General features: G+C 37.5%; 23 protein-coding genes. 7 read left to right on the top strand and 16 right to left on the bottom strand.

Going from position 1 to position 20,143, the window contains the following annotated elements:
• Position 1: 1 nt before the first annotated feature.
• Positions 2-940, top strand: coding sequence for a helix-turn-helix transcriptional regulator (locus tag AC1DUW_RS04360; RefSeq protein WP_477642047.1), 939 nt, complete (start codon positions 2-4; stop codon positions 938-940).
• Between the two features lie 184 nt (positions 941-1,124).
• Here the strand turns inward: AC1DUW_RS04360 and glpK are convergent, their stop codons facing one another.
• The 6 genes from glpK to AC1DUW_RS04330 all read right to left on the bottom strand — a co-directional run bounded on the left by glpK (position 1,125) and on the right by AC1DUW_RS04330 (position 8,402).
• A complete protein-coding gene (glpK, locus tag AC1DUW_RS04355; protein WP_379172925.1) occupies positions 1,125-2,615 on the bottom strand; it encodes a glycerol kinase GlpK in 1,491 nt (496 codons plus the stop codon).
• 23 nt (positions 2,616-2,638) lie between these two features.
• On the bottom strand, positions 2,639-3,463 hold the full coding sequence (locus AC1DUW_RS04350; RefSeq protein WP_477642046.1) for an MIP/aquaporin family protein: 825 nt from the start codon (positions 3,461-3,463) through the stop codon (positions 2,639-2,641).
• 234 nt (positions 3,464-3,697) lie between these two features.
• Positions 3,698-4,240: a glycerol-3-phosphate responsive antiterminator gene (locus AC1DUW_RS04345; RefSeq protein WP_053348820.1), complete on the bottom strand. Its 543-nt coding sequence runs from the start codon at positions 4,238-4,240 to the stop codon at positions 3,698-3,700.
• Positions 4,241-4,450: 210 nt separating this feature from the next.
• Positions 4,451-4,888, bottom strand: a complete 438-nt coding sequence (locus tag AC1DUW_RS04340; RefSeq protein WP_387592030.1) for a hypothetical protein — start codon at positions 4,886-4,888, stop codon at positions 4,451-4,453.
• A 529-nt stretch (positions 4,889-5,417) separates the two neighbouring features.
• Entirely contained in the window at positions 5,418-6,518 is a 1,101-nt protein-coding gene (locus tag AC1DUW_RS04335) for a CaiB/BaiF CoA transferase family protein (protein WP_053348818.1), read from the bottom strand.
• A 399-nt stretch (positions 6,519-6,917) separates the two neighbouring features.
• Positions 6,918-8,402 carry an amino acid permease gene (locus AC1DUW_RS04330; protein ID WP_053348817.1) on the bottom strand — a complete coding sequence of 495 codons (1,485 nt, stop codon included), beginning with the start codon at positions 8,400-8,402 and terminating at the stop codon, positions 6,918-6,920.
• A 472-nt stretch (positions 8,403-8,874) separates the two neighbouring features.
• Between AC1DUW_RS04330 and AC1DUW_RS04325 the strand changes: the two genes are divergently transcribed.
• Positions 8,875-10,500 (top strand): M4 family metallopeptidase, encoded by a 1,626-nt coding sequence (locus AC1DUW_RS04325; RefSeq protein ID WP_053348816.1) that lies wholly within the window; start codon positions 8,875-8,877, stop codon positions 10,498-10,500.
• 625 nt (positions 10,501-11,125) lie between these two features.
• On the opposite strand, the gene AC1DUW_RS04320 is transcribed toward AC1DUW_RS04325, so the two are convergent.
• Entirely contained in the window at positions 11,126-11,536 is a 411-nt protein-coding gene (locus tag AC1DUW_RS04320; RefSeq protein ID WP_477642045.1) for a hypothetical protein, read from the bottom strand.
• A gap of 342 nt (positions 11,537-11,878) precedes the next feature.
• On the opposite strand from AC1DUW_RS04320, the gene AC1DUW_RS04315 reads away from it, so the two are divergent.
• A complete protein-coding gene (locus tag AC1DUW_RS04315) occupies positions 11,879-12,049 on the top strand; it encodes a hypothetical protein (protein WP_477642044.1) in 171 nt (56 codons plus the stop codon).
• 33 nt (positions 12,050-12,082) lie between these two features.
• On the opposite strand, the gene AC1DUW_RS04310 is transcribed toward AC1DUW_RS04315, so the two are convergent.
• From AC1DUW_RS04310 to AC1DUW_RS04295, 4 genes are all read right to left on the bottom strand, one after another.
• Positions 12,083-12,232, bottom strand: coding sequence for a hypothetical protein (locus tag AC1DUW_RS04310; protein ID WP_053348813.1), 150 nt, complete (start codon positions 12,230-12,232; stop codon positions 12,083-12,085).
• Between the two features lie 240 nt (positions 12,233-12,472).
• On the bottom strand, positions 12,473-12,688 hold the full coding sequence (locus AC1DUW_RS04305) for a hypothetical protein (RefSeq protein WP_053348812.1): 216 nt from the start codon (positions 12,686-12,688) through the stop codon (positions 12,473-12,475).
• 137 nt (positions 12,689-12,825) lie between these two features.
• Positions 12,826-12,993 carry a hypothetical protein gene (locus AC1DUW_RS04300; protein WP_169787527.1) on the bottom strand — a complete coding sequence of 56 codons (168 nt, stop codon included), beginning with the start codon at positions 12,991-12,993 and terminating at the stop codon, positions 12,826-12,828.
• Between the two features lie 18 nt (positions 12,994-13,011).
• Positions 13,012-13,179, bottom strand: a complete 168-nt coding sequence (locus AC1DUW_RS04295) for a hypothetical protein (RefSeq protein ID WP_477642043.1) — start codon at positions 13,177-13,179, stop codon at positions 13,012-13,014.
• 549 nt (positions 13,180-13,728) lie between these two features.
• Here AC1DUW_RS04295 and AC1DUW_RS04290 point away from each other — a divergent pair.
• A complete protein-coding gene (locus AC1DUW_RS04290) occupies positions 13,729-14,130 on the top strand; it encodes an SET domain-containing protein (protein WP_053348811.1) in 402 nt (133 codons plus the stop codon).
• A gap of 138 nt (positions 14,131-14,268) precedes the next feature.
• Here the strand turns inward: AC1DUW_RS04290 and AC1DUW_RS04285 are convergent, their stop codons facing one another.
• The 3 genes from AC1DUW_RS04285 to AC1DUW_RS04275 form a co-directional block, all read right to left on the bottom strand.
• A complete protein-coding gene (locus AC1DUW_RS04285) occupies positions 14,269-14,457 on the bottom strand; it encodes a hypothetical protein (protein WP_053348810.1) in 189 nt (62 codons plus the stop codon).
• Positions 14,458-14,639: 182 nt separating this feature from the next.
• Positions 14,640-15,932, bottom strand: coding sequence for a beta-N-acetylhexosaminidase (nagZ, locus tag AC1DUW_RS04280; protein ID WP_083450964.1), 1,293 nt, complete (start codon positions 15,930-15,932; stop codon positions 14,640-14,642).
• Entirely contained in the window at positions 15,929-16,096 is a 168-nt protein-coding gene (locus AC1DUW_RS04275; protein WP_477642042.1) for a hypothetical protein, read from the bottom strand. The genes nagZ and AC1DUW_RS04275 overlap by 4 nt, the downstream gene beginning before the upstream one ends.
• 233 nt (positions 16,097-16,329) lie before the next feature.
• On the opposite strand from AC1DUW_RS04275, the gene AC1DUW_RS04270 reads away from it, so the two are divergent.
• On the top strand, positions 16,330-16,683 hold the full coding sequence (locus AC1DUW_RS04270) for a hypothetical protein (protein ID WP_053348808.1): 354 nt from the start codon (positions 16,330-16,332) through the stop codon (positions 16,681-16,683).
• A 152-nt stretch (positions 16,684-16,835) separates the two neighbouring features.
• Here the strand turns inward: AC1DUW_RS04270 and AC1DUW_RS04265 are convergent, their stop codons facing one another.
• Positions 16,836-17,618: a TrmB family transcriptional regulator gene (locus AC1DUW_RS04265; protein WP_053348807.1), complete on the bottom strand. Its 783-nt coding sequence runs from the start codon at positions 17,616-17,618 to the stop codon at positions 16,836-16,838.
• A gap of 238 nt (positions 17,619-17,856) precedes the next feature.
• On the opposite strand from AC1DUW_RS04265, the gene AC1DUW_RS04260 reads away from it, so the two are divergent.
• The gene (locus AC1DUW_RS04260; protein WP_053348806.1) at positions 17,857-18,627 is read left to right on the top strand and encodes a TSUP family transporter; all 771 of its coding nucleotides are present in this window, start codon (positions 17,857-17,859) and stop codon (positions 18,625-18,627) included.
• 151 nt (positions 18,628-18,778) lie between these two features.
• Entirely contained in the window at positions 18,779-19,717 is a 939-nt protein-coding gene (locus tag AC1DUW_RS04255) for an oxidoreductase (RefSeq protein ID WP_053348805.1), read from the top strand.
• Between the two features lie 176 nt (positions 19,718-19,893).
• Here the strand turns inward: AC1DUW_RS04255 and AC1DUW_RS04250 are convergent.
• A partial coding sequence (locus AC1DUW_RS04250; RefSeq protein WP_477642041.1) for a zinc ribbon domain-containing protein occupies positions 19,894-20,143 on the bottom strand: 250 nt, incomplete at its 5' end.

Raw genomic sequence — 20,143 nt, 5'->3', positions numbered from 1 at the left:
TATGAAAAAATCAGAACGCTTAAATCAAATGCTGCGTTTTATCAATCAAAAACAACAGTTTACGCTCCAAGATTTAATGCAAGAATTTCATATTTCTAAAAGAACTGCATTACGAGACATTTCTTCACTAGAGGAAATTGGCGCACCAATTTATGCAGAATATGGTCGGTATGGAGGTTATCATTTACTTAATCAAATGACACTACCGCCCATTTCTTTTAACAGTCAAGAAATTTATGCGCTTTATTTTGCAATGCAGGCACTACGCAGCTTTTCAAATCTACCTTTTCAAGTATCGCTTCATTCTATTCATGAGAAATTTATAAACGCGTTAGCAGAAAAGCAACGTCAGCATATAGAGAGAATTCAAGATCGGATAACCTTTCGACACACGGAACAAATCAAAGAAAGCGCACATTTAGAAACTTTATTACTTGCTGCCATTAAAAATGAAGTATTAAAAATCAGTTATCAATCAATGCATCAAGAAAGCACTCGTAGCATTCAGCCAATCGCTATTTATGCAATGAAAGGCTATTGGTATTGTCAGGCTTATGATGTAACGAAAAAAGCTTATCGAGTATTCCGGTGTGATCGTATTACAACAGTGGAAATAACGAACATCGAACCATTAATTGACTTAAAGGAGATTAATGTTCACAATGCACATTCACTCTGGAAACCATCTGAAAAGGCAATTCAATTCAAATGTCTAATAAATCAAGAAGGGGTTGAGCATTTTCAACAGCAACATTTCCCATCTATGAAGTTAATCAACGAGAGTGAAAGTACCTATATTGTTGGTTCGTATGAGCCAAATGAGCTTGAGTTTATAGTTAACTATATTGCTAGCTTTGGTAAGTCCATAAAAATAGTAGAACCTAATATATTAAGAGAACTTTTAAGAAAGTATTATATAGATTTACTAGATAATTTATAGAAGGCTAGTTTGTAAATTATTTCTCTTATTTAAAGACTTTATTATGGTAATCTGCCCGATAATTGAACAACATATTTAAAGCATTTTATTAAGTTTCAAATGACTTTATTGTAAATTTAACAACAAAAAGACCACTATATAAGTGGCCTTCTTTATTTGTTAAATTTAGTGTTTATCAGAACCTTTATTTAAAAGCCATTGCTGCTTGAACAGCTTTTTTCCATCCGTCATATAATTTTTCACTCTCCTGCTCATCCATGGATGGATTAAAGGTTTTGTCTATTGCCCACTGCTGAGCGATTTCCTCTTGGTCCTTCCAATAGCCAACAGCTAGTCCAGCCAAATACGCTGCACCGAGTGCTGTCGTTTCGTTTATAGTCGGCCTTTCAACAGGGACACGTAGTAGATCGCTTTGGAATTGCATTAAGAAGTCGTTCTTAACTGCACCGCCGTCCACTCTCAATGTCTTCAGCTCAATACCTGAATCCGCCTCCATGGCATCGAGTACATCCTTCGTTTGATATGCAAGCGATTCAAGGGTAGCACGGACAAAATGCTCTTTAGATGTTCCACGAGTTAAGCCAAAAACTGCACCTCGGACATCGCTGTCCCAATATGGAGTCCCAAGCCCTACAAACGCAGGAACAACATAAACTCCATCAGTACTTTCTACACGTTTTGCATAGGCTTCACTGTCCTCGGCATTTTTTAGCATCCGTAAGCCATCACGCAGCCATTGAATCGCTGATCCTGCTACAAATATGCTGCCTTCTAGTGCATATTCAACCTTGCCATTCAATCCCCAAGCAAGAGTTGTCAATAACCCGTGCTCGGAACTGACAGCTTTTTCACCCGTATTCATAAGCATGAAACAACCTGTTCCATACGTATTTTTAGCCATTCCTTCATTAAAACAAGCTTGGCCAAATAATGCCGCCTGTTGGTCACCCGCTGCTCCTGCAATTGGAATCGACTGGCCGAAGAAGTGATATTCGATCGTATGGGCATACACTTCGGAAGAAGGTCTAACCTCTGGTAGCATCGATTTTGGAACAGTCAATATCTCTAGAAGCTCCTCATCCCATTTCAGATCATGAATATTATACATTAATGTCCGCGAAGCATTAGAATAGTCTGTTACATGGGCCTTGCCTCCTGATAGCTTCCAAATCAGCCAGGTATCAATGGTTCCGAATAACAACTTGCCTTCATCTGCTTTTTGTCGAGCTCCTTCCACATTATCGAGGATCCACTTCACTTTTGTACCGGAAAAATAGGCGTCTATTAACAATCCTGTTTTTTCTCGGAACAGATCATTAAGACCTCTTCCTTTCAATTCATCACAAATTTCGCTAGTTTGTCTGGACTGCCATACTATCGCATTATACACAGGGGCTCCTGTTTCTTTATCCCAAACGACTGTCGTTTCACGCTGATTAGTGATTCCAATACCAGCAATTTGCTCAGGCTTTACACTAGATTCCGATAGTACACCAGCAATCACTGCTAAAATTGATCCCCAAATCTCATTGGCGTTATGCTCTACCCAGCCTGGCTTAGGGAAATGCTGTGTGAATTCCTTTTGGGCCGAGTGGACGATCTCGCCCTTTTCGTTAAACAAAATCGCCCGTGAACTAGTTGTTCCTTGATCCAATGATAAGATATATTTTTCCATAATGTGTTTCCCCCCTTTTTAATTTAACTAGCAATGTTGCTAGTTTCTAACTCACGCGACTGCTTTTTTCCAAAAGTATATGCTAATACCAATATTATTAGGCTTGCTCCTAAAACAGTCCAAAAGGCTGTCGTCAATTCACCTAAAAAGACCGCTTTATAGAAGACAGCTCCAAGTGCTCCACCGACAATCGGGCCAACAACCGGAATCCAAGCATAGCCCCAATTCGAATTTCCCTTACCTGGTATTGGCAGCAGGAAGTGAGCAATACGAGGTCCAAGATCACGTGCAGGGTTTATGGCGTAGCCTGTTGTTCCTCCGAGCGACATCCCGATAACAACAATCAATAAACCGACAGCAAATGGGTTCAGACCTTCTGTAAACTTGCCGGCTCCAATAAATAATAAGCCAAGAACAAGGATGAATGTACCAATCATTTCACTTAATAGATTTGAAAAAGTATGTGGGATAGCTGGTGAGGTTGCAAACACACCAAGCTTTGTACCTGGATCCTCCGTAGCTTTCCAGTGAGGCAAATAATGCAGGAATACAAGAGTCGCACCTATAATTGCCCCTATCATTTGCGCCACAATGTACCCTGGCACATCAGCCCAAGGAAAATCTCCATTGATAGCTAATGCTACTGTAACAGCCGGGTTTAAATGTGCTCCGCTTATGGAACCCACTGCAAAGACACCCATTGTAACAGCCAGTCCCCATGCAATCGTGATGACAATCCAGCCTGCATCTTTGGCATAAGATCCCTTTAAGGAAGATCCTGCCCCAATACCTGCACCAAATAAAATTAAAATCATTGTGCCTACTACTTCTCCCCAAAATGGAKTCATACATAACTCCTCCTCTTATAGAATGATGCCTTACCAACAAATAAAAGGAGATTCACAGCAGAACTTTCCTCAAAAAATGAGTATGTCTGGTGTGAATCTCCTAATCTCCGTCACATGTATTAACTTGTAATGTAAATATACTAGGTAGTGAAAACGCTGTCAATTAATTTATATAAAAATAAATGATTTTTTCTGTATTTTTTTTCCTCTATCTCACATCAACTCCTATCTAAATTAAAACATCTCCCATAATTCAGTTTTTGAAGTCGTGATTGACGAAGCTCCTGCCTCAAGGGCATTCAAGACTTCATCTGAAGAACGTATGAGCCCACCAGCAAAGATAGGAGTTTGTAAGCGTTCCTTTACCTCTTTAATCATCCAAGGCATTGCGCCAGGCAAAACTTCGATATAATCAGGCTTTGTTTTCTGTACCAGCTTATAACTTTTCTCTAACGCATGTGAGTCAATTAAAAAGATTCGTTGAATGGCAATAACACCCTTTTGCTTCGCTTTCAAAATCACGCTGGATTTTGTTGAAATCAGGCCATATGGGCAATACTCCTGACAAATAAATTCTGTAGCGTATTCATCACTTTTAATACCATGAATTAAATCGACATGATAAATCATTTTCTTATTATGCTGCTTTGCCATTAAGCTTACATTTTTCAATTGTGATATATGCAAATCAAGAAACACACCTATTTCATAGGAACTTTCTAGAAATCTTTCGAAATCCTTCATGCTTGCCGAAGCAGGCAAAATTTTCTGGTCCATTCATTTTCCCCCTTATCTACCGGAAAAACTCAAAACTTTTAGTTATTTAGTATATTTTAAAGAGCTTGGTTTATCAAACACAATTTTTCTTATTGAAGAATCGTCCTTTACCATATCCTTACACTAACATACCTGGTATCCCCTTTAAAATAGTACAGGTAAGAATGCTATGTAAATATTTCCTTCATTGCTTACCCTTTCTTCGATTCATCATAATGAAAGTTTAATTTTTAATGCACCTTCCGCCAACTCATACGATTTAATAGTGCCCACGGGTATTCTTTTCACGATGTTCCAAGCATTAAAATTCATTTTGATCATTCTATTTTCAAATTCAAAAAATGGCGGTCTGTTAAATATCTTTTGGTTAATAAAATTCCTATCAATAGGCCTCATTTCTACTAATTCAAATGAAATCGTTCTTTTTTCCACGTGAACCGGTTTTAATGTAATACGGAAAGGCACGTTTTTCTTAAACATCATTTTTTTCACTTCCGTCGTTCCGAAAAGCACTATATGTTTTGGCGTAATCTCGACTTTAACATCCTGCTCACCTGATTTCATCTTTATAAATCGCTCTAGCATAGACGCAGTTAACGTTATCGGTAAACCATTCCCGAAAATATTAGATGGATTGAACGTATTCATCGTGGTTTCCCCCTCCAACTTAACTTACAGGTAACTTCATTCCATATGGAACGTCAGTTATAGCATATGCCGTCTTCACGAATGTAGTTAACCCTTCATAACATGCAAGGTCTACTACTTATTTCGTCCTTCCTCCCACTTAATTCGTCCTTTCTCCGCTTTATTCGACCTTCCTCCGAATAAATCGACCTTTCTCCACTTATTTCGACCTTCCTACGATTAATTCGTCCTTCCTCCTACTTAATTCGTCCTTTCTTCTACTTATTTCGTCCTTCATCCCACTTAATTCGACCTTTCTTCTACTTATTTCGTCCTTCCTCCACTTAATTCGACCTTTCTTCTACTTATTTCGTCCTTCCTCCACTTAGTTCGGCCTCATAAATGTTGCAGCACTATGAGTACAGGAGTATTTACGTCGTTGCAGCGAAGATTGGATTCAAAAAAATTAGGCTATCTCTCTCCAAAAAGATTTTGGAAAAGTGACAGCCTTTAAATATATATATCATTTTAGCTAGGTCCGTTTCTTTATTTAGCGATTAAAGGTGCGGAGAACTTCTTCATTGCTTTGTCCTGGCTTCAGCCCTGCATGTTTATAATCAGGGGTAAAAACCGATGTTTTGATTGGACAGGCAATTTGCTTCTGGATGCTTCCTTTTCCGTCAGGTATTTCAACAATCATGCCCCGCTCCTTAAGCTGGGGATGATTGGTCGCTTCGGTAAAGGTCAGTACTGGTTCTACACAAGCCTCAGAATCAGCAAATATTTCTTTCCATTCATCAAAGTTCTTTTCAAGAAAAGCACGTTGGACAGCTGTTTTAAATCTACTTCCACTCTCAGCATCTCTACTCAAGCTTAGTTCATACAATTCGGGCTTGAGGATTGCTACACACAGAGCTTTACGGAATGGAGGCTCCAGGCTTCCTACCGAAAAATAACGACCATCTTTCGTTTCGTAAAAGTCATAAAATGACCCTCCGTTTAATATCAATTTCTCTGGCTCAAGCTCCATGCCCCCTTGTAAATTCAGAGGTGCGGATATGGCATTTAAAGCGAAACTGCAGTCGGTCATGCTGATGTCGATGTATTGGCCTTCCCCCGTTCTGTCTCTATAAATGACTGCGGACAAAATACCGATAATAGCATGCAATGACCCTCCTGCAAGATCAGCTATTTGCGTTCCGTTCTTTGCTGGGCCGTCTTTTTGCGTACCGGAATAGCCTGATAATCCTGCAATCGAAATATAATTGATATCATGACCCGGGCGGTCTTTGTAGGGACCGGTTTGGCCAAATCCTGTGATTGAACAATAAATTAACTTCGGATTGATTTGTTTTAATACCTCGTACCCCAGCCCTAAGCGCTCCATGACACCTGGCCGGAATTGTTCAAGGACGATATCGTATTCTTTCACTAAATTTTTTACGGCTTCGATGGACTCCGACTGTTTTAAATCAAGGGTAATCGATTGCTTTGATCTGTTAAGATATTGATTCACACCCCATGAATCCCCTGCTGCCGGCCTTTCTACCTTCAAAACATCTGCTCCTAAATCAGCTAGCATCAAAGTGGCAAATGGTCCGGGCAGTAGCGTTGAAAAGTCTAATACTTTCAAATTAGTTAATAGAGTCATAAGCGCGCACCTTCCTTTTCTAGCGATTAGATACTTCAAACGGTTAAAGTCTGGCTTTCTCTTCTCAAAGATGGTAGTTACCCCGTCGTACTAGCATGCATTCCTTTACTTTTTTAAAAAAATTTGAAAGAGATTAGAATGATACATAGAGTCCCCTTTAGCTAATTTTATAGAAAAACACACATAGAGATTACGTTTATCATATAACATCCACCTTTAAATTTGTATTAATTTCCATTTATCATAAATTAAAAAGCCAGGAATCCGGCTCCTGGCTTTGAATAAGAGTTTTGAATGGGGAAGGTAAAAAAGCTTACATGCACATTACTGTTTATATAGACAAGTAAAAGCCGGACAACTTAAAACAACGTTGTCCGGCTGATTTTACTTAAAGCATTATCATTCGTATTTTTTGTCAAAGTCAAACTCCACTTCTTCAAGTTTAACGAATTTAGTTTTCCTTACCAGTTTATATCCAAACCATAGACCAAGGAAAAGTGGGATTCCTAGGTATGCAGCTACTACACTGCCCCAATCAATGTGGTCTGAAAAAAACGCTTGAAAATTTTGAGATAGAATGACAATTAAGCCAATCACAATAGCAAAAATCGGTCCAATCGGAAACCATAATGCCTTATATGGCAGCTTCTCCAATGAATGGCCTTGAGCTATATAAGCTTTCCGGAAACGATAATGGCTGATAGAAATACCTAGCCAGAAGATAAATCCTGTAATACCAATAGCATTCATTAACCATATATACACTTTACCATCACCAAATACAGAAGCTAAAAATGCAAGCATACCAATGGCACATGTCAAAATCATTCCCGCAACCGGCACTCCGCGTTTGTTAAGTTTTGCAAAAATGCGTGGTGCTTGCCCATCTTTAGCCATTGAATATAACATACGTGTCGATGCATATAAACTAGAGTTACCTGCTGACAATACCGCTGTTAAAATGACTGCATTCATGAGCGAAGCTGCAAAAGCAATTCCAGCCTTTTCAAATATAAGCGTGAATGGGCTGACCATAACATTATCCCCTTGTAAACTTTCGCTTGTATAAGGGATAAGTAGCCCTATCACAAAGATTGCCAATACGTAAAAGAGTAGGATTCTCCAAAAAACGCTTTTAATAGCCTTCGGTATATTTTTGGCTGGGTCTTCACTTTCACCTGCAGCCACACCAACGATTTCTGTACCTTGAAAAGAAAAGCCAGCTGCAATAAACACAATGAAGACACCCATAAAACCACCCGGGAAAGGCGCGTCATCGACTGTGAAGTTCTTAAAACCTACTGCTTCGCCACCCATGATGCCAACAATCATTAGTATGCCAACGATTATAAAAATAACGATGGCCGTTACTTTTATGAAGGAAAACCAGTATTCCCCTTCACCATATCCTTTAACGGATAAATAGTTTAATAGGAAAATGAGTACCAAGAATGATGCACTCCACAACAATGATGGACTATTTGGAAACCAAAATTTCATAATCATTGTTGAGGCTGACAACTCCGCCGCTATGGTCATCGACCAATTGAACCAGTACGTCCATCCCAAGGCAAATCCAAATGCCGGATCGACGAATTTCGTTCCATAGGTACTGAATGAACCGCTTGTCGGCATAAAGGCTGCCAGTTCCCCTAAGCTGGTCATCACAAAGTACACCATTGCCCCAACTAAGGCATAAGCAAGTAATGCGCCGCCTGGACCAGCTGTATGGATAGCTGCCCCGCTGCTAAGAAACAGCCCGGTGCCAATAGCCCCTCCAATAGAAATCATCGTTAAATGTCGGGATTTTAAACCGCGCTTTAATTCTTGTTCTTCTCGCTTTGGAGGATGCTGAAAGATGTCGTTTTCTTGTTTTGGTATCATAAATTTTCATCCCTTTCTATATAAGCGCTTTCATTTATAGGGAAATCCATTTAATAAATTTTCCTATTTCATCGACTTTCAAATAGACCTAATTTACAATTCGAATATTCCTATTCTGAATATATGCAATTTTCATGCCAAATTTTCAAACCGCAAAATTCAACAAATTATTTTAAAAAACGCTTTTAATAGACAAAATATTTTGCACTTTATGCCATGTTTTTTTGCACTTTATGCCATGTTTTTTTGCAGCATTAAAAAAGCGGGACTAATAAAATACTAAGCTCATTTCATACGCCCTTAAATATATTCCAAATATTACTAGAAGAATATTTAGAAAGAACATTTCTATTAAAAACCATTTTTCTCCATTTTATCCCTTTAAATGTCATATTTTTGCGTGTTTTCTCCATTTGATAATAATATGAAACGATGTAAAAATGAGGTATTCTCATGAAGGAGTTGAAAGGTTATGAAAGGTAAGGTATTTTTAGGAACCGCACTATCTATCGGTCTATTATTTTCTGCTATTCCCCAACAAGAAGCTCTAGCGGCAAAAAACGTGTTAAGCGTTGAAAAGTATAATAAGCATAGAGATTCGCTAGAATTCAAGTCTGGGAAACTCACAGAACCTTCAAAGCAGACGGCAGAGGATATCATTCTTACCTTTTTTGATAAAAACACAAAGTCTTACAAGTTAGAGAAGCAAAAAGCGAAAGACTCCTTCATTATCCAAAAAAAAAGTAAGGATGAACTTGGAAATACCGCTCTAAGATTGCAACAAACCTATCAGGGCGTACCTGTATGGAATTCTACACAGGCAGTATTAATTGACCCTCAAGGTGTTTTAACAGTCGTGTCCGGAACAGTTGAAGCCAATTTAAACACTAAATTAGGGAAAAAGGCTAAAAAAGGCATCAGTAAATCAGAAGCAATCCAAATAGCCGAAACAGATATTGGATTCACTCCTTCCTACGAACAATCTCCTGAATCAGAGCTATATGTATACGCCAATGAAGGAAAGGCCGACTATGTATATAAGGTCAATTTAAATTTCTTAGATCCGGAACCAGGAAACTATAATTATTTCATTTCAGTCAAAACAGGTGAAATATTGAATAAATATAACACCCTTGATGAAGTGACGGGGACCAATTCCGTCGGTACGGGCATCGGAGTCCTAAACAATACTGTATCGTTAAACACTACCTTATCGAGCAGTAAATATTATCTACAAGACAATACACGTGGCAAAGGTATTTTCACCTATAATGCTAATAACCGGTCAAAATTGCCTGGTACACTCTTATCCAATTCAACCAACGCTTTTACTTCTTCTACCGATAAAGCTGCAGTGGATGCTCATTTTTATGCTGGTAAAACCTATGATTATTACAAATCCACGTTTGGACGGAACTCTTACGATGGAAATGGAGCCATCCTGAAGTCAACCGTTCATTATGGTTCGAAATACAATAATGCTTTTTGGGATGGTACACAAATGGTTTACGGTGATGGGGACGGCACGACGTTCATCCCATTGTCAGGCGGTTTAGACGTTGTTTCACATGAATTGACACATGCAGTAACTTCTACGGAATCGAATTTGACCTATCAGAATGAATCCGGTGCTTTGAATGAAGCTATTTCTGATATTTTTGGCACCGTTGTTGAATTTAAGAATCAAAGTGCAAAAGCGGACTATCTGATAGGAGAAGATATTTACACACCTAATATTTCCGGCGATGCCCTCCGTTCAATGGCCAACCCAACATTGAATGGCGACCCTGACCATTATACGAACCGTTATACAGGATCGGGCGACAATGGCGGCGTCCATACGAACAGCGGAATCATTAATAAGGCAGCTTATCTTATCTCCGCGGGTGGCACTCACCATGGCGTGACCGTAACTGGAATTGGCATTGATAAACTAGGAACCATCTTTTACCGGGCCAACACGACTTATTTAACTTCCTCGTCTACTTTTTCACAAGCCAGAGCAGCAGTCGTCCAATCTGCCGCTGATTTATATGGTTCAAGCAGTGCAGAAGCCACTGCAGTCAAAAACGCTTTTACAGCTGTCGGTGTGAATTAAGAGATCCACCCTATGAATTATTAAATGTCTAGGCTAATCTAATAAGTAAGACAACCTTAACACCTCCCTAAATGTACAGAAAAAAGTACATGTTAGCTGAGGTGTTTTTTTATAAGTATAAATGTAAGCAACAACCAGCACCCAAACCTAGGTACATCGGAGCTCCCACTGTGTATGACGCATGAGTTACCATTTCCGCGCAGGGAAACGCGTCCTACTATAAATCCATCATTTATCATTTCAGGACGTCCTTACTAAAAATAATAAGCACAATATTAAAAAGTCGCGCACCTTATAGGAAGTTCGTTCCGGACATTCGTATAGTATTTTCGTGCTTTAACGAACGTTAATAACGGCTGTTTTGAGAAGAAACTCCACCGTTCGAGAAAGTCTGCTTTTACGAACAGTAGCTAACCGCCCACTTCGGAAATTTTATACGCTAAGAGAATTCCAACCTAAAAAGTCGATCTCTTCTAAGTTATAGAACTAACGCACCCGTTAGTTTAAGTACAAACCTTCACAATCTTGCTAACCTGCCCCTTTAGCTCCATAAGAAAAAGAGCTGCCATAGCAACTCCCTTATTGAAGTAAAGAACCTGAGCTTAAAAAGAAGTAGCCATTATGTTTACCTTTTCAGTAAAAATCTTGGAGGTGAACCAACCTCTTGTTCTGCTTCAAAGTAAGCAAGTGAACCTTCAATACACGAAACAATAGAAGGCATTCCATAACCAACTACTTTCTTTAAGGCTTCATTTAAGGTTAATTTTTTACCATCAATTTCTTCGTTCCATGAAATTACATAACACTCATTGGGTGCACCTTGTTTTTTAAGTAAAGTAGCAATTTCTTGATAATCGGAATTAGGAGTTGGTATTTCAATCATATATTCCGGAAGAAGTGTTTTGCCATAATCGTGGCAAAGTCTGTTCAATGCTTCTACTCTTTTCTTTTCTGATGATAGTTCAAATATAACTCTATCTTGTATTCTTTTAGCAAAGAACCTTTTTACAATTCTTTTTTCTTGTTCTTTATCCATTATGACCTCCCGTATACTGCTTGTTTTTACTAATCATAACAAAATCCTTATAGAACTATCCTGCCCCGATAGTTGCATAAAGAAAGAGCTGCCTTAAAGACAGCTCTGATCTTCAGCTAACGCATGCGTTAGTTGCATAAGGAAGTTGAAAAAATAGCCTGTATATATTTGAACGATGAATAACTTACCTATTTTCTTGTGTTTGTTTGCACCATATACAGAAAATTGGGAAAAACGTAACCAAAAACGTAACCATTTTTATAAAAAACTCGTCAAGCGTAAAATTGAAAGTATGAATTAAAGCAGCCGTTTCTATATTGGAATGCGTTGCTTTATTTTTTATTGGAGCATATCAGAATCCAAAATAACGGCTGGTCTATTGATTCTGCTACTGAAATTTTTAGTGAGGAATGGATATCTGATGACGAGTTTTTTGTCACCGAATCTGAAATTTATGGGAATAATAAACTCTATCATCAATTGAAAAAAGAACTTCGAATAAGAAAAACATAGGGAGATTTTAGTCTTCCTATGTTTTCATTCATATTATTTATCTGTTTGTTTTTGCTTCTTTTTCAAATACTCCGCACGTATTTTTTCAAGTTGCTGCTTTTTATCAAATTTGGCAGGCTTCTGTTTTTCACGAAACTTTGTCACAGCTACCTGACCTTTGTAATCCAATTGATATTTTCCCACTTTGTTCACCTACTTTTCTTGTCTTTAAAGAAAATCTATTCAACAAATATAATATACCTTTTTTTACTGAAGTAAACCTTATTACTTTATTAGTGTACTGCTAACTTTGCATATATCAGTAAAAACATTAAAAACTTAGTAAAATAATTCATCGCCAAATGGTATTCATTTCATTGCTATAATCAAAATAAAATGCCTTGACACTCTGCATAAGCCTCAATCATTCTATTTCTTGTTTGTTCAACTCTCTTCTAAAGGTCCAATTGTTCGGTAAATAAGGTTTAAAATATTAAAACAATCTAAGTCTACTCCATCTTTTAAATGGTTCTTAATGCTAATAACCATTACGTTCTCGATGATTTCAAATTTAGGTTTCTGAGGGGAAATATTGTTTTTTTTGCAAAGTCTTTTTACTACTTGTTTAAAAAAATCTACATCCCCAATATTTTTCTCCAAAAAATCAGCCCTTGTTATTAACTTTTCTACTTATATCTATCTTAATCCAAATATTACCTTATTCAACTAAACTGCCCCGATAGTTGCATAAGACAAAGAGCTGCCAAAGCAACTCCCTAATAGAAGTAAAGCACCCGTTAATCCATTTTCTCTTTATTAACTTTCAGTATCTCCTTTAATGTAGAATGAATATTTTGAAGGCTAATTAAAATAAAGCCCAGCATAATAAATGTTACTAATTCCCCTGTAAATATAGAGATTATTGCTATTATTAGAGCATATAAACCATAAAGCCAACCTTGCATTTTTATATCACCACGCTGCTATTTTTGATTTTTAAATTTCCAAACCTCTTCTTCGAGATTATCTATTCTTTGTTGTAGTGCTTTCTTCGGTTCTAAAATCCTTCTCCCCAATATTACGGAGAAGCCGGTAATAGCAATAATTCCCCCAGCAAAAGCCATAAACAATATCAAGGTAATATCAAACATAAAAACAACTCCTAATTAATTCAAGGTTTGTTATTATTATCTACGTAAATTGAACAACAAGAGTTTCATTTTCCATCAACAAACTTGCCCCGATAGTTGAAGAAGAAAAATCAAAAGCATTGTTTAACAGATTCTATTTTAAAGAAGTAACAATCAAAAAAAAGTTCGTAAAAATGTACTTAAACGAACGGATAGCTAATAAACAGATTAAGGTTTATTTGTGCACATGGTCTGTACATACCTATTCACGCATACAGCCATAAGGATTCTATGTATGGTAAAATGTTGGTTAGGAGATTTTATTAGATACTTTATTACTTCGGCTTATTATTGCCGGCCCTTATTCTTCTACGAGGTCTAGGGAAGCAGCAATAGTTTTTACATCCCACTTTCATTCTTTAATTTGAATGGAAGTGTTATTACACATATAACAATCCCTTCTTTTTCATTTGAAAAAGATTAATTCCCTAAAATAGTTGCTTTTCTTCTTATTAACTGTCAAGCTTAGATGATCTAGACTATAAAGAATAGAACAAGTAGGTGACGAACATGATTGAAGTTAAAACTTCCACACTTAGTGATGGTGAGTTCAATAGAGGCGTATTTGCTACACAAGACATTAAAAAAGGTGAGCTTTTACATGAGGCACCTGTTATTGCTTATCCAAACGAAGAGCATGTTTTCATAGAGAAAACATTGCTTGCAGATTACGCGTTTGAGTATGGAATTAACCATACTGCCATGCTTTTAGGATATGGCATGCTGTTTAATCACTCTTATACTCCCAATGCTACTTATGACATAAACTTTAAGAACCACACGTTTGATTTCTTCGCTTACACCGACATAAAAGCAGGAGAAGAAATTCTTATTAATTATAATGGTGAAGTCGATAATGAAGATCCTTTATGGTTCAATAAAGAAGATAATGGTGAAGATGACGCTGAGTAACAACACCGTTACTTTTGAATGACCTGAAGGTAATACTTTATTAATGAGAGCCATTTACACAGACAACAAGGTTCAATAAAAAATCCCCTTTAAAAGGATTGTGGCAATTACACAATCACTTAAGGGGATTTTTTTTACTTAATGAGCGGAAGGCTTATTCGATTTTGATTTTGTTAAGGATTGGAGTTGGCTCTTAACCTTATCAATGTTTTCTGGAGTGGCTAGGGATTTTATTTGACTCATGGTTTTTTCACGAGTTTTTTTATTGCGCATTAAATATGCTGCTGCTCCTATCACGACAGTTCCAATCATTTTATTTGATGGCATATGAGTTTCCTCCTTGAAGTTGGTTATATTATAGTATTCCCTCTATCGGTTGATTTAAACAACAGGCCGTAGCCTCAGCCTGCATTGAATAGACTGGTAAAAACTCTTAAACTTGACCCGCGAAACCCAGCCTTCGCTGTTTTATTTGAACGAGGGCTAAGCTTTGATAGTTGATTTTCCTTTTATTTCTCCAAGTTCAGACTGTTAATATACTCTACGCTTTCAGGACTTTTCACCACTTTTGCAGCTTGATCTGGATCTACCTTTGTTTGCTTCATATTGTAGAGTTTATAAGTTAGAACTCTTTTCGTTGACTCGTTAATTCGCTCCATAGGAACTTCTCCTGCTTTCACCGCTTCAAGTAAACCGTTATATACCTCAAGCTCATGCGAATATTCATGACAGACCAATAATAAATCCGCTCCTGCAAGGATTGCTTCTTTCCCCATATCTTTATAGGAAAAATACTTATTCACAGCGCCCATTTCCAAATCATCCGTGACCACAAGCCCTTCAAATCCAAGTTTCCCCCGAAGCAAGTCTTCAATGATAACCTTGGACAGGCTTGCCGGTTTTTCTTTATCATAAGCTGGATATTTAATGTGGGTGACCATCACGAAAAACTTTTGGTTATCCATTTCACTAATAATTTTCTTGAAAGGATAAATATCCGAGTTTTCTAGATCGAGCTGGTTTGCTTCCACAGAAGATGTTTCGACATGCGGGTCAATCTCGCTGCGTCCGTTTCCTGGAAAATGCTTCAATGCTCCTGTGACGGAAGCATCGTTCAAGCCTTGAATCGCTTTCGTTCCGTATTGATAGACCTTTTCTGGATCTTTTCCCAGTGAACGGTTGTCCTTCTTTGATAAATCAAGAACTGGAGCAAAATTTATATTAATCCCCATAGAGTTCAGTTCTGTCCCGTTCAATTTTGCCACCTTGTACATGTCTTCAACAGAAGCATTTTCCCCAAGTTCCTGTTGCGAAGGGATTGGCGATACTCGTTCCCTCATTCGGATTATGTCTCCGCCTTCCTGATCGACGGCTACCATAAGCGGAAGGGAATTCTTACTGCGATCTGCCGATTGCTGAAGCGAATTGGATAACTTCGCCACTTGTTTTGGCGATTTCATATTGCGGTCAAAATAAATGACGCCCCCTATATGTTTTTGTTCGATAAGCTCCGTAATTTCACTGCTCTTCTCAGTTCCCTTGAAACCGACCATCATTAGCTGTCCAATTTTTTCTTCAAGCGTCATGTTTTCAAGCAATTCTTCTATTTTTTCATCAGTATCTGTGATGACATTGATGTCGGTTTCTTCCTTACCGCCTTGCTCTTTTTCTTTATCTGCTGTGTTTTCTACCTTCTCGGTTTCTTTGGATTTCGTATCCATATTTATTTGAACGAGCACCACCGTTAATAACGAAATGATAGCAATGAAGAGCAGTACGATATACTTATTTTTTTTCTTCATTGTACTTTTTTATCCTTTCGTTCCATATCAGAATCCGCAAGCTTCCTACCGGAGATTCCCTTCATTAGATACCCCTTGCTTCCCCATATATGGACTAACGTTTCGCCCTCCTTACAGTCCTCGTTGAAAATATCAAAAGAGACTGTCGTTTTACTATTCTTCATTAATTCTCCTTTTACTAATGACACTTCATCACTCATATTGTCCGTCATTCCTTTTCTGCAAAATTTATTTTTCTTTTTCGGCTGTACTGCTTAAATCGTAATTTCTATTTGTTCTCTCTTAATAATGTTCATAAGTGACCTATTCTATTTCTTCCTTAGGAATTTATTGCATAAAGCATAAGCCACGTACCCCATACTATACATACCCCAATACAAAGGAGATACAAACCCTTATGGACGGAATCTTAAAGAATCTTGCCGATACTATTAGTCATGCAGTTGATTATGCAAAAGAAAAAGTAACAGACATCACAAGATCAACATCTGTTACGATTTTGCAGTTGAGTGAGCATATTATGAATCAGCCTGAAACCAAGCAAATGGATAAAGACCTTTTAGGTATAGTTTATTCTTTTTATCATTTACAAAAAGAAGATGTTTCGTATTATTTGGAAATGAAAAGCTCACATATTCTACAGTTGGACGTGTATTCACACGACCACACGATTGTTTCTTACCGGTCTTATCGCGATCATTCTAGCTTACCTACTCCAATAAAATTTCCAAAAAACCTTTTATCCGAATGACTATCCTGAATCGTTTAAATATATATATCCACAAATCAACAACACAGAATCAGAAGCTAAGGTAGATAATAAAAAAAGCTGATATCCCACCACATTGGGGATATCAGCTTTTTTGAACTTCATTTGAGAAACAAAGGTAAAACAGGATCTAACTAGAGTGAGAAAAACTGATCTCTTTCTCTCGATATCCAATTCTCAGCATCTTCATTATCCTTTTTAACTAGTCGGTTAACGAGGATATCATGCCAAATATAGTTTTCTAGAAAATTGATATGAACCGGATCATCTGTGTAAAACGCTGTTTCTCTTTCTTCAGAAGAGGGGCCGTAAATTGTCTCCTTGCCATCAATGGATAAGATAAACCATTTGTTCTCTCCAATATTGTCTACATAACTGGTTTTACGATGAATATCTATCCCTGGTAATGGGTTGTCAACTTGAAAAACTATACCTTTGAGATTACAATACGCTGCTGTATCTGTTAGCTCTTGTTCAAGTTTCTCATACATCTTATCCCATATGGAAACAATCACTCTTTTCTCAGCTTTTTGTAATAAAGTACGACAAAAGGATAGAATATGCCGTTCTCCTTTAAGAGTCATTACACGGTTATCGGAAATGGGCTCTGTTTTTTCAAATTGCTTTAATGTATCACTTATGGATTGATAGGTATTGTTCCATTTTGTTTGAACAGATTCTAAAAATACATCGACAGGTAAAGGTGAATATTGAACCGAATCATTAATTTCTTCTTTTAACACGATTCCCTCTTCTTGAAGCCCATTTAATATTTCATAGATACGTGCTCTAGGAATTCCTGATTCCTTGCTCACTTGATAGGCACTTGTTGGTCCTTGACGTACCAAAGAAACATAAGCCTTTGCTTCATATTGACTAAATCCTAGAGACTGAATTTTTTGAATGATATCTTGCATAGTACCTCCTAGTGCAATTAGTAAGTTATATCTATCATACCAAATCTCTATTTGAAAAGTTAAGAAGTTATAAAATCGTAAAAGTCTTATTTACATGGATGATTTTTTTAGTTACTATCTAAGTAGTAACTAAAAATGTCTTACTCTAATTTTTTTAGTAAAGTAGATAACTTTGGATTAAGGAGTCCCAATCAGCGAGTGGTTCGTCTTTAATTCTATTGATACGGAGGTTTCTTGGATGGAAGATATTAATATTTCTACACTTTTGTTGTTAGTATGTTTCGGATTTCTAGCAGCATTCATTGATTCTGTAGTCGGAGGCGGAGGTCTCATTTCTATACCTGCTTTATTATTTTCAGGTCTCTCCCCTACAGCGGCAATTGCTACGAATAAATTGGCCAGTTCAATGGGATCTTTAACAAGTACCATTGCCTTTATCCGTTCAGGAAAAGTCGATTTTCAATTAGTAGCAAAGTTGTTTCCTCTTATTTTCACAGGGTCCTTACTAGGTGCCTGGGTAGTCAATTTTGTCTCACCCGAATTATTAAAGCCAATGGTATTAGTTCTCTTAATAGCCGTTGCTATTTATACGATTCTAAAGAAAAACTGGGGACATGAATCGACTTACCAAAAACTCTCTTTGCAAAAAGCCCTACTATTTTCATTTACTATATTTGCAATTGGTTTTTATGATGGATTTTTAGGTGCTGGAACAGGATCCTTTATATTATTTGCCTTTTTGATTATTGGTTTCGATTTTTTACACTCAGCGGGAAACGCAAAATTTCTAAACTTCGGAAGTAATATTGCGGCGCTCATCATGTTCATTTTTCTTGATGCGGTCAACTTTTCCTATGGGATACCGATGGGGATTTCTATGATTGCAGGAGCTTTAGTAGGTTCTAAATTCGCCATTAAGAAAGGAGTAGCATATGTAAGAGTGTTATTTATCTTTGTTACTGTTTTCTTAATCATAAAAAATATTATTGATTACATAAAAATTTTGTAATCGTTTAAAAGCCGGCTTACCCTTAAGTTAAATTAGACTTAACATGTTTTTCGATTTGATTACACTCTTTCACACCTCTAAATGTGACATATAGGAATTATTTGGGTATATGATAGATAGATATAGAATGTGTGGAAAGGTGTGGTTGGTGATGAGTGAAAAGTGGAATGGTGAAGAAATGGTAGATGTAACTGGGAAAACGATTGTGATTACCGGAGCTAATAGCGGTATTGGCTTTGAAACAGCCTTTGTGCTCGCTAGTAAAGGGGCCGAGATAATTCTTGCTGTTCGGAATGCTTCTAAGGGCGAAAAGGCTGTCGAAAGAATTACCTCCGTCTACCCTAAGGCGGACGTACGAGTGATGCAGCTCGATTTAAGTGATTTAAGCAGCATTCGTCATTTTGCTGATTCCTATTTGGAAAACTATGACTCACTTTCTGTTCTTATCAATAATGCAGGTGTCATGATCCCACCTTACAGTAAGACGAAGGACGGCTTCGAGCTACAATTAGGAAGCAATCATCTCGGTCATTTTGCTTTGACAGGTCTGCTTCTTCCGTGTATTCTGTCTACACCAAAATCGAGGGTAGTCACATTAAGCAGCTTAGCCGCCATCAATGGATTTATTGACTTCGATAACTTAAATGGTGAAACTAATTATAAGCCCATGAAATACTATGGGCAAAGTAAGCTCGCCAATCTTCTCTTCGCCCGCGAATTACAGAACAAGTTCAATCAGCACCAAGCCGACTCGATTAGTGTTGCCTGTCACCCTGGCCTTGCTCATACGAATCTTATGTCACGCGGATCAGGAAGACCGGTAAATAAGTTCGTCCACTTTCTTTCCAAAACTATCACCCAGCCTGCAAGCATGGGGGCGCTTCCGACTCTGTACGCCGCGACTGAACCTGCCTTAACAGGCGGAGAATACATCGGACCCGATGGAAAGAAAGGCAGAAAAGGCTTTCCTAAAAAAGACGATATTATTAATACTTTATATAATGAGGAAACCTCGAAGAAATTGTGGGATATTTCGGAAACTATGACAGGTGTCAAATATAGTTTTACTGCAGACATATTCAATAAATAATCATCGAGTCAATCACTTATAAAACATTCGTTAAAAGAGCAATTTTCAATGCTCTTTTTTATTTTCCCCTTTTTAAAAGAATGGGTGAGCCTTTGAACTACCCACCACTTATCGACCTTACGGTCTGATTGTAGTGGGGGATTCCTAAGAACATTAGCCTATCGGCCAATTTTTAATTAGGCTACTCCCGTAGTTCCTACGGTTAGAAGCCTTATGGCTTCATTCATTAGATTGAGTCCTGTGTTAATATCTCGATCGTGGTGAGTAGAACAAAAAGGACAATCCCATTCACGAAGATTCAGATGTTTAACGTCTTTATTTTGGTAACCGCAGCTAGAACACAATTGGCTAGAAGCAAACGTTTTAGATACGGTCACGATTTGTTTACCATACCATTTTGCTTTGTATTCCAACATTTTTTTGAAT

Source organism: Peribacillus sp. P4_C12, from assembly GCF_056402095.1.
The sequence above is the reverse complement of the archived record's forward strand: the minus strand, read 5'-3'. Positions and strand labels throughout refer to the sequence as shown.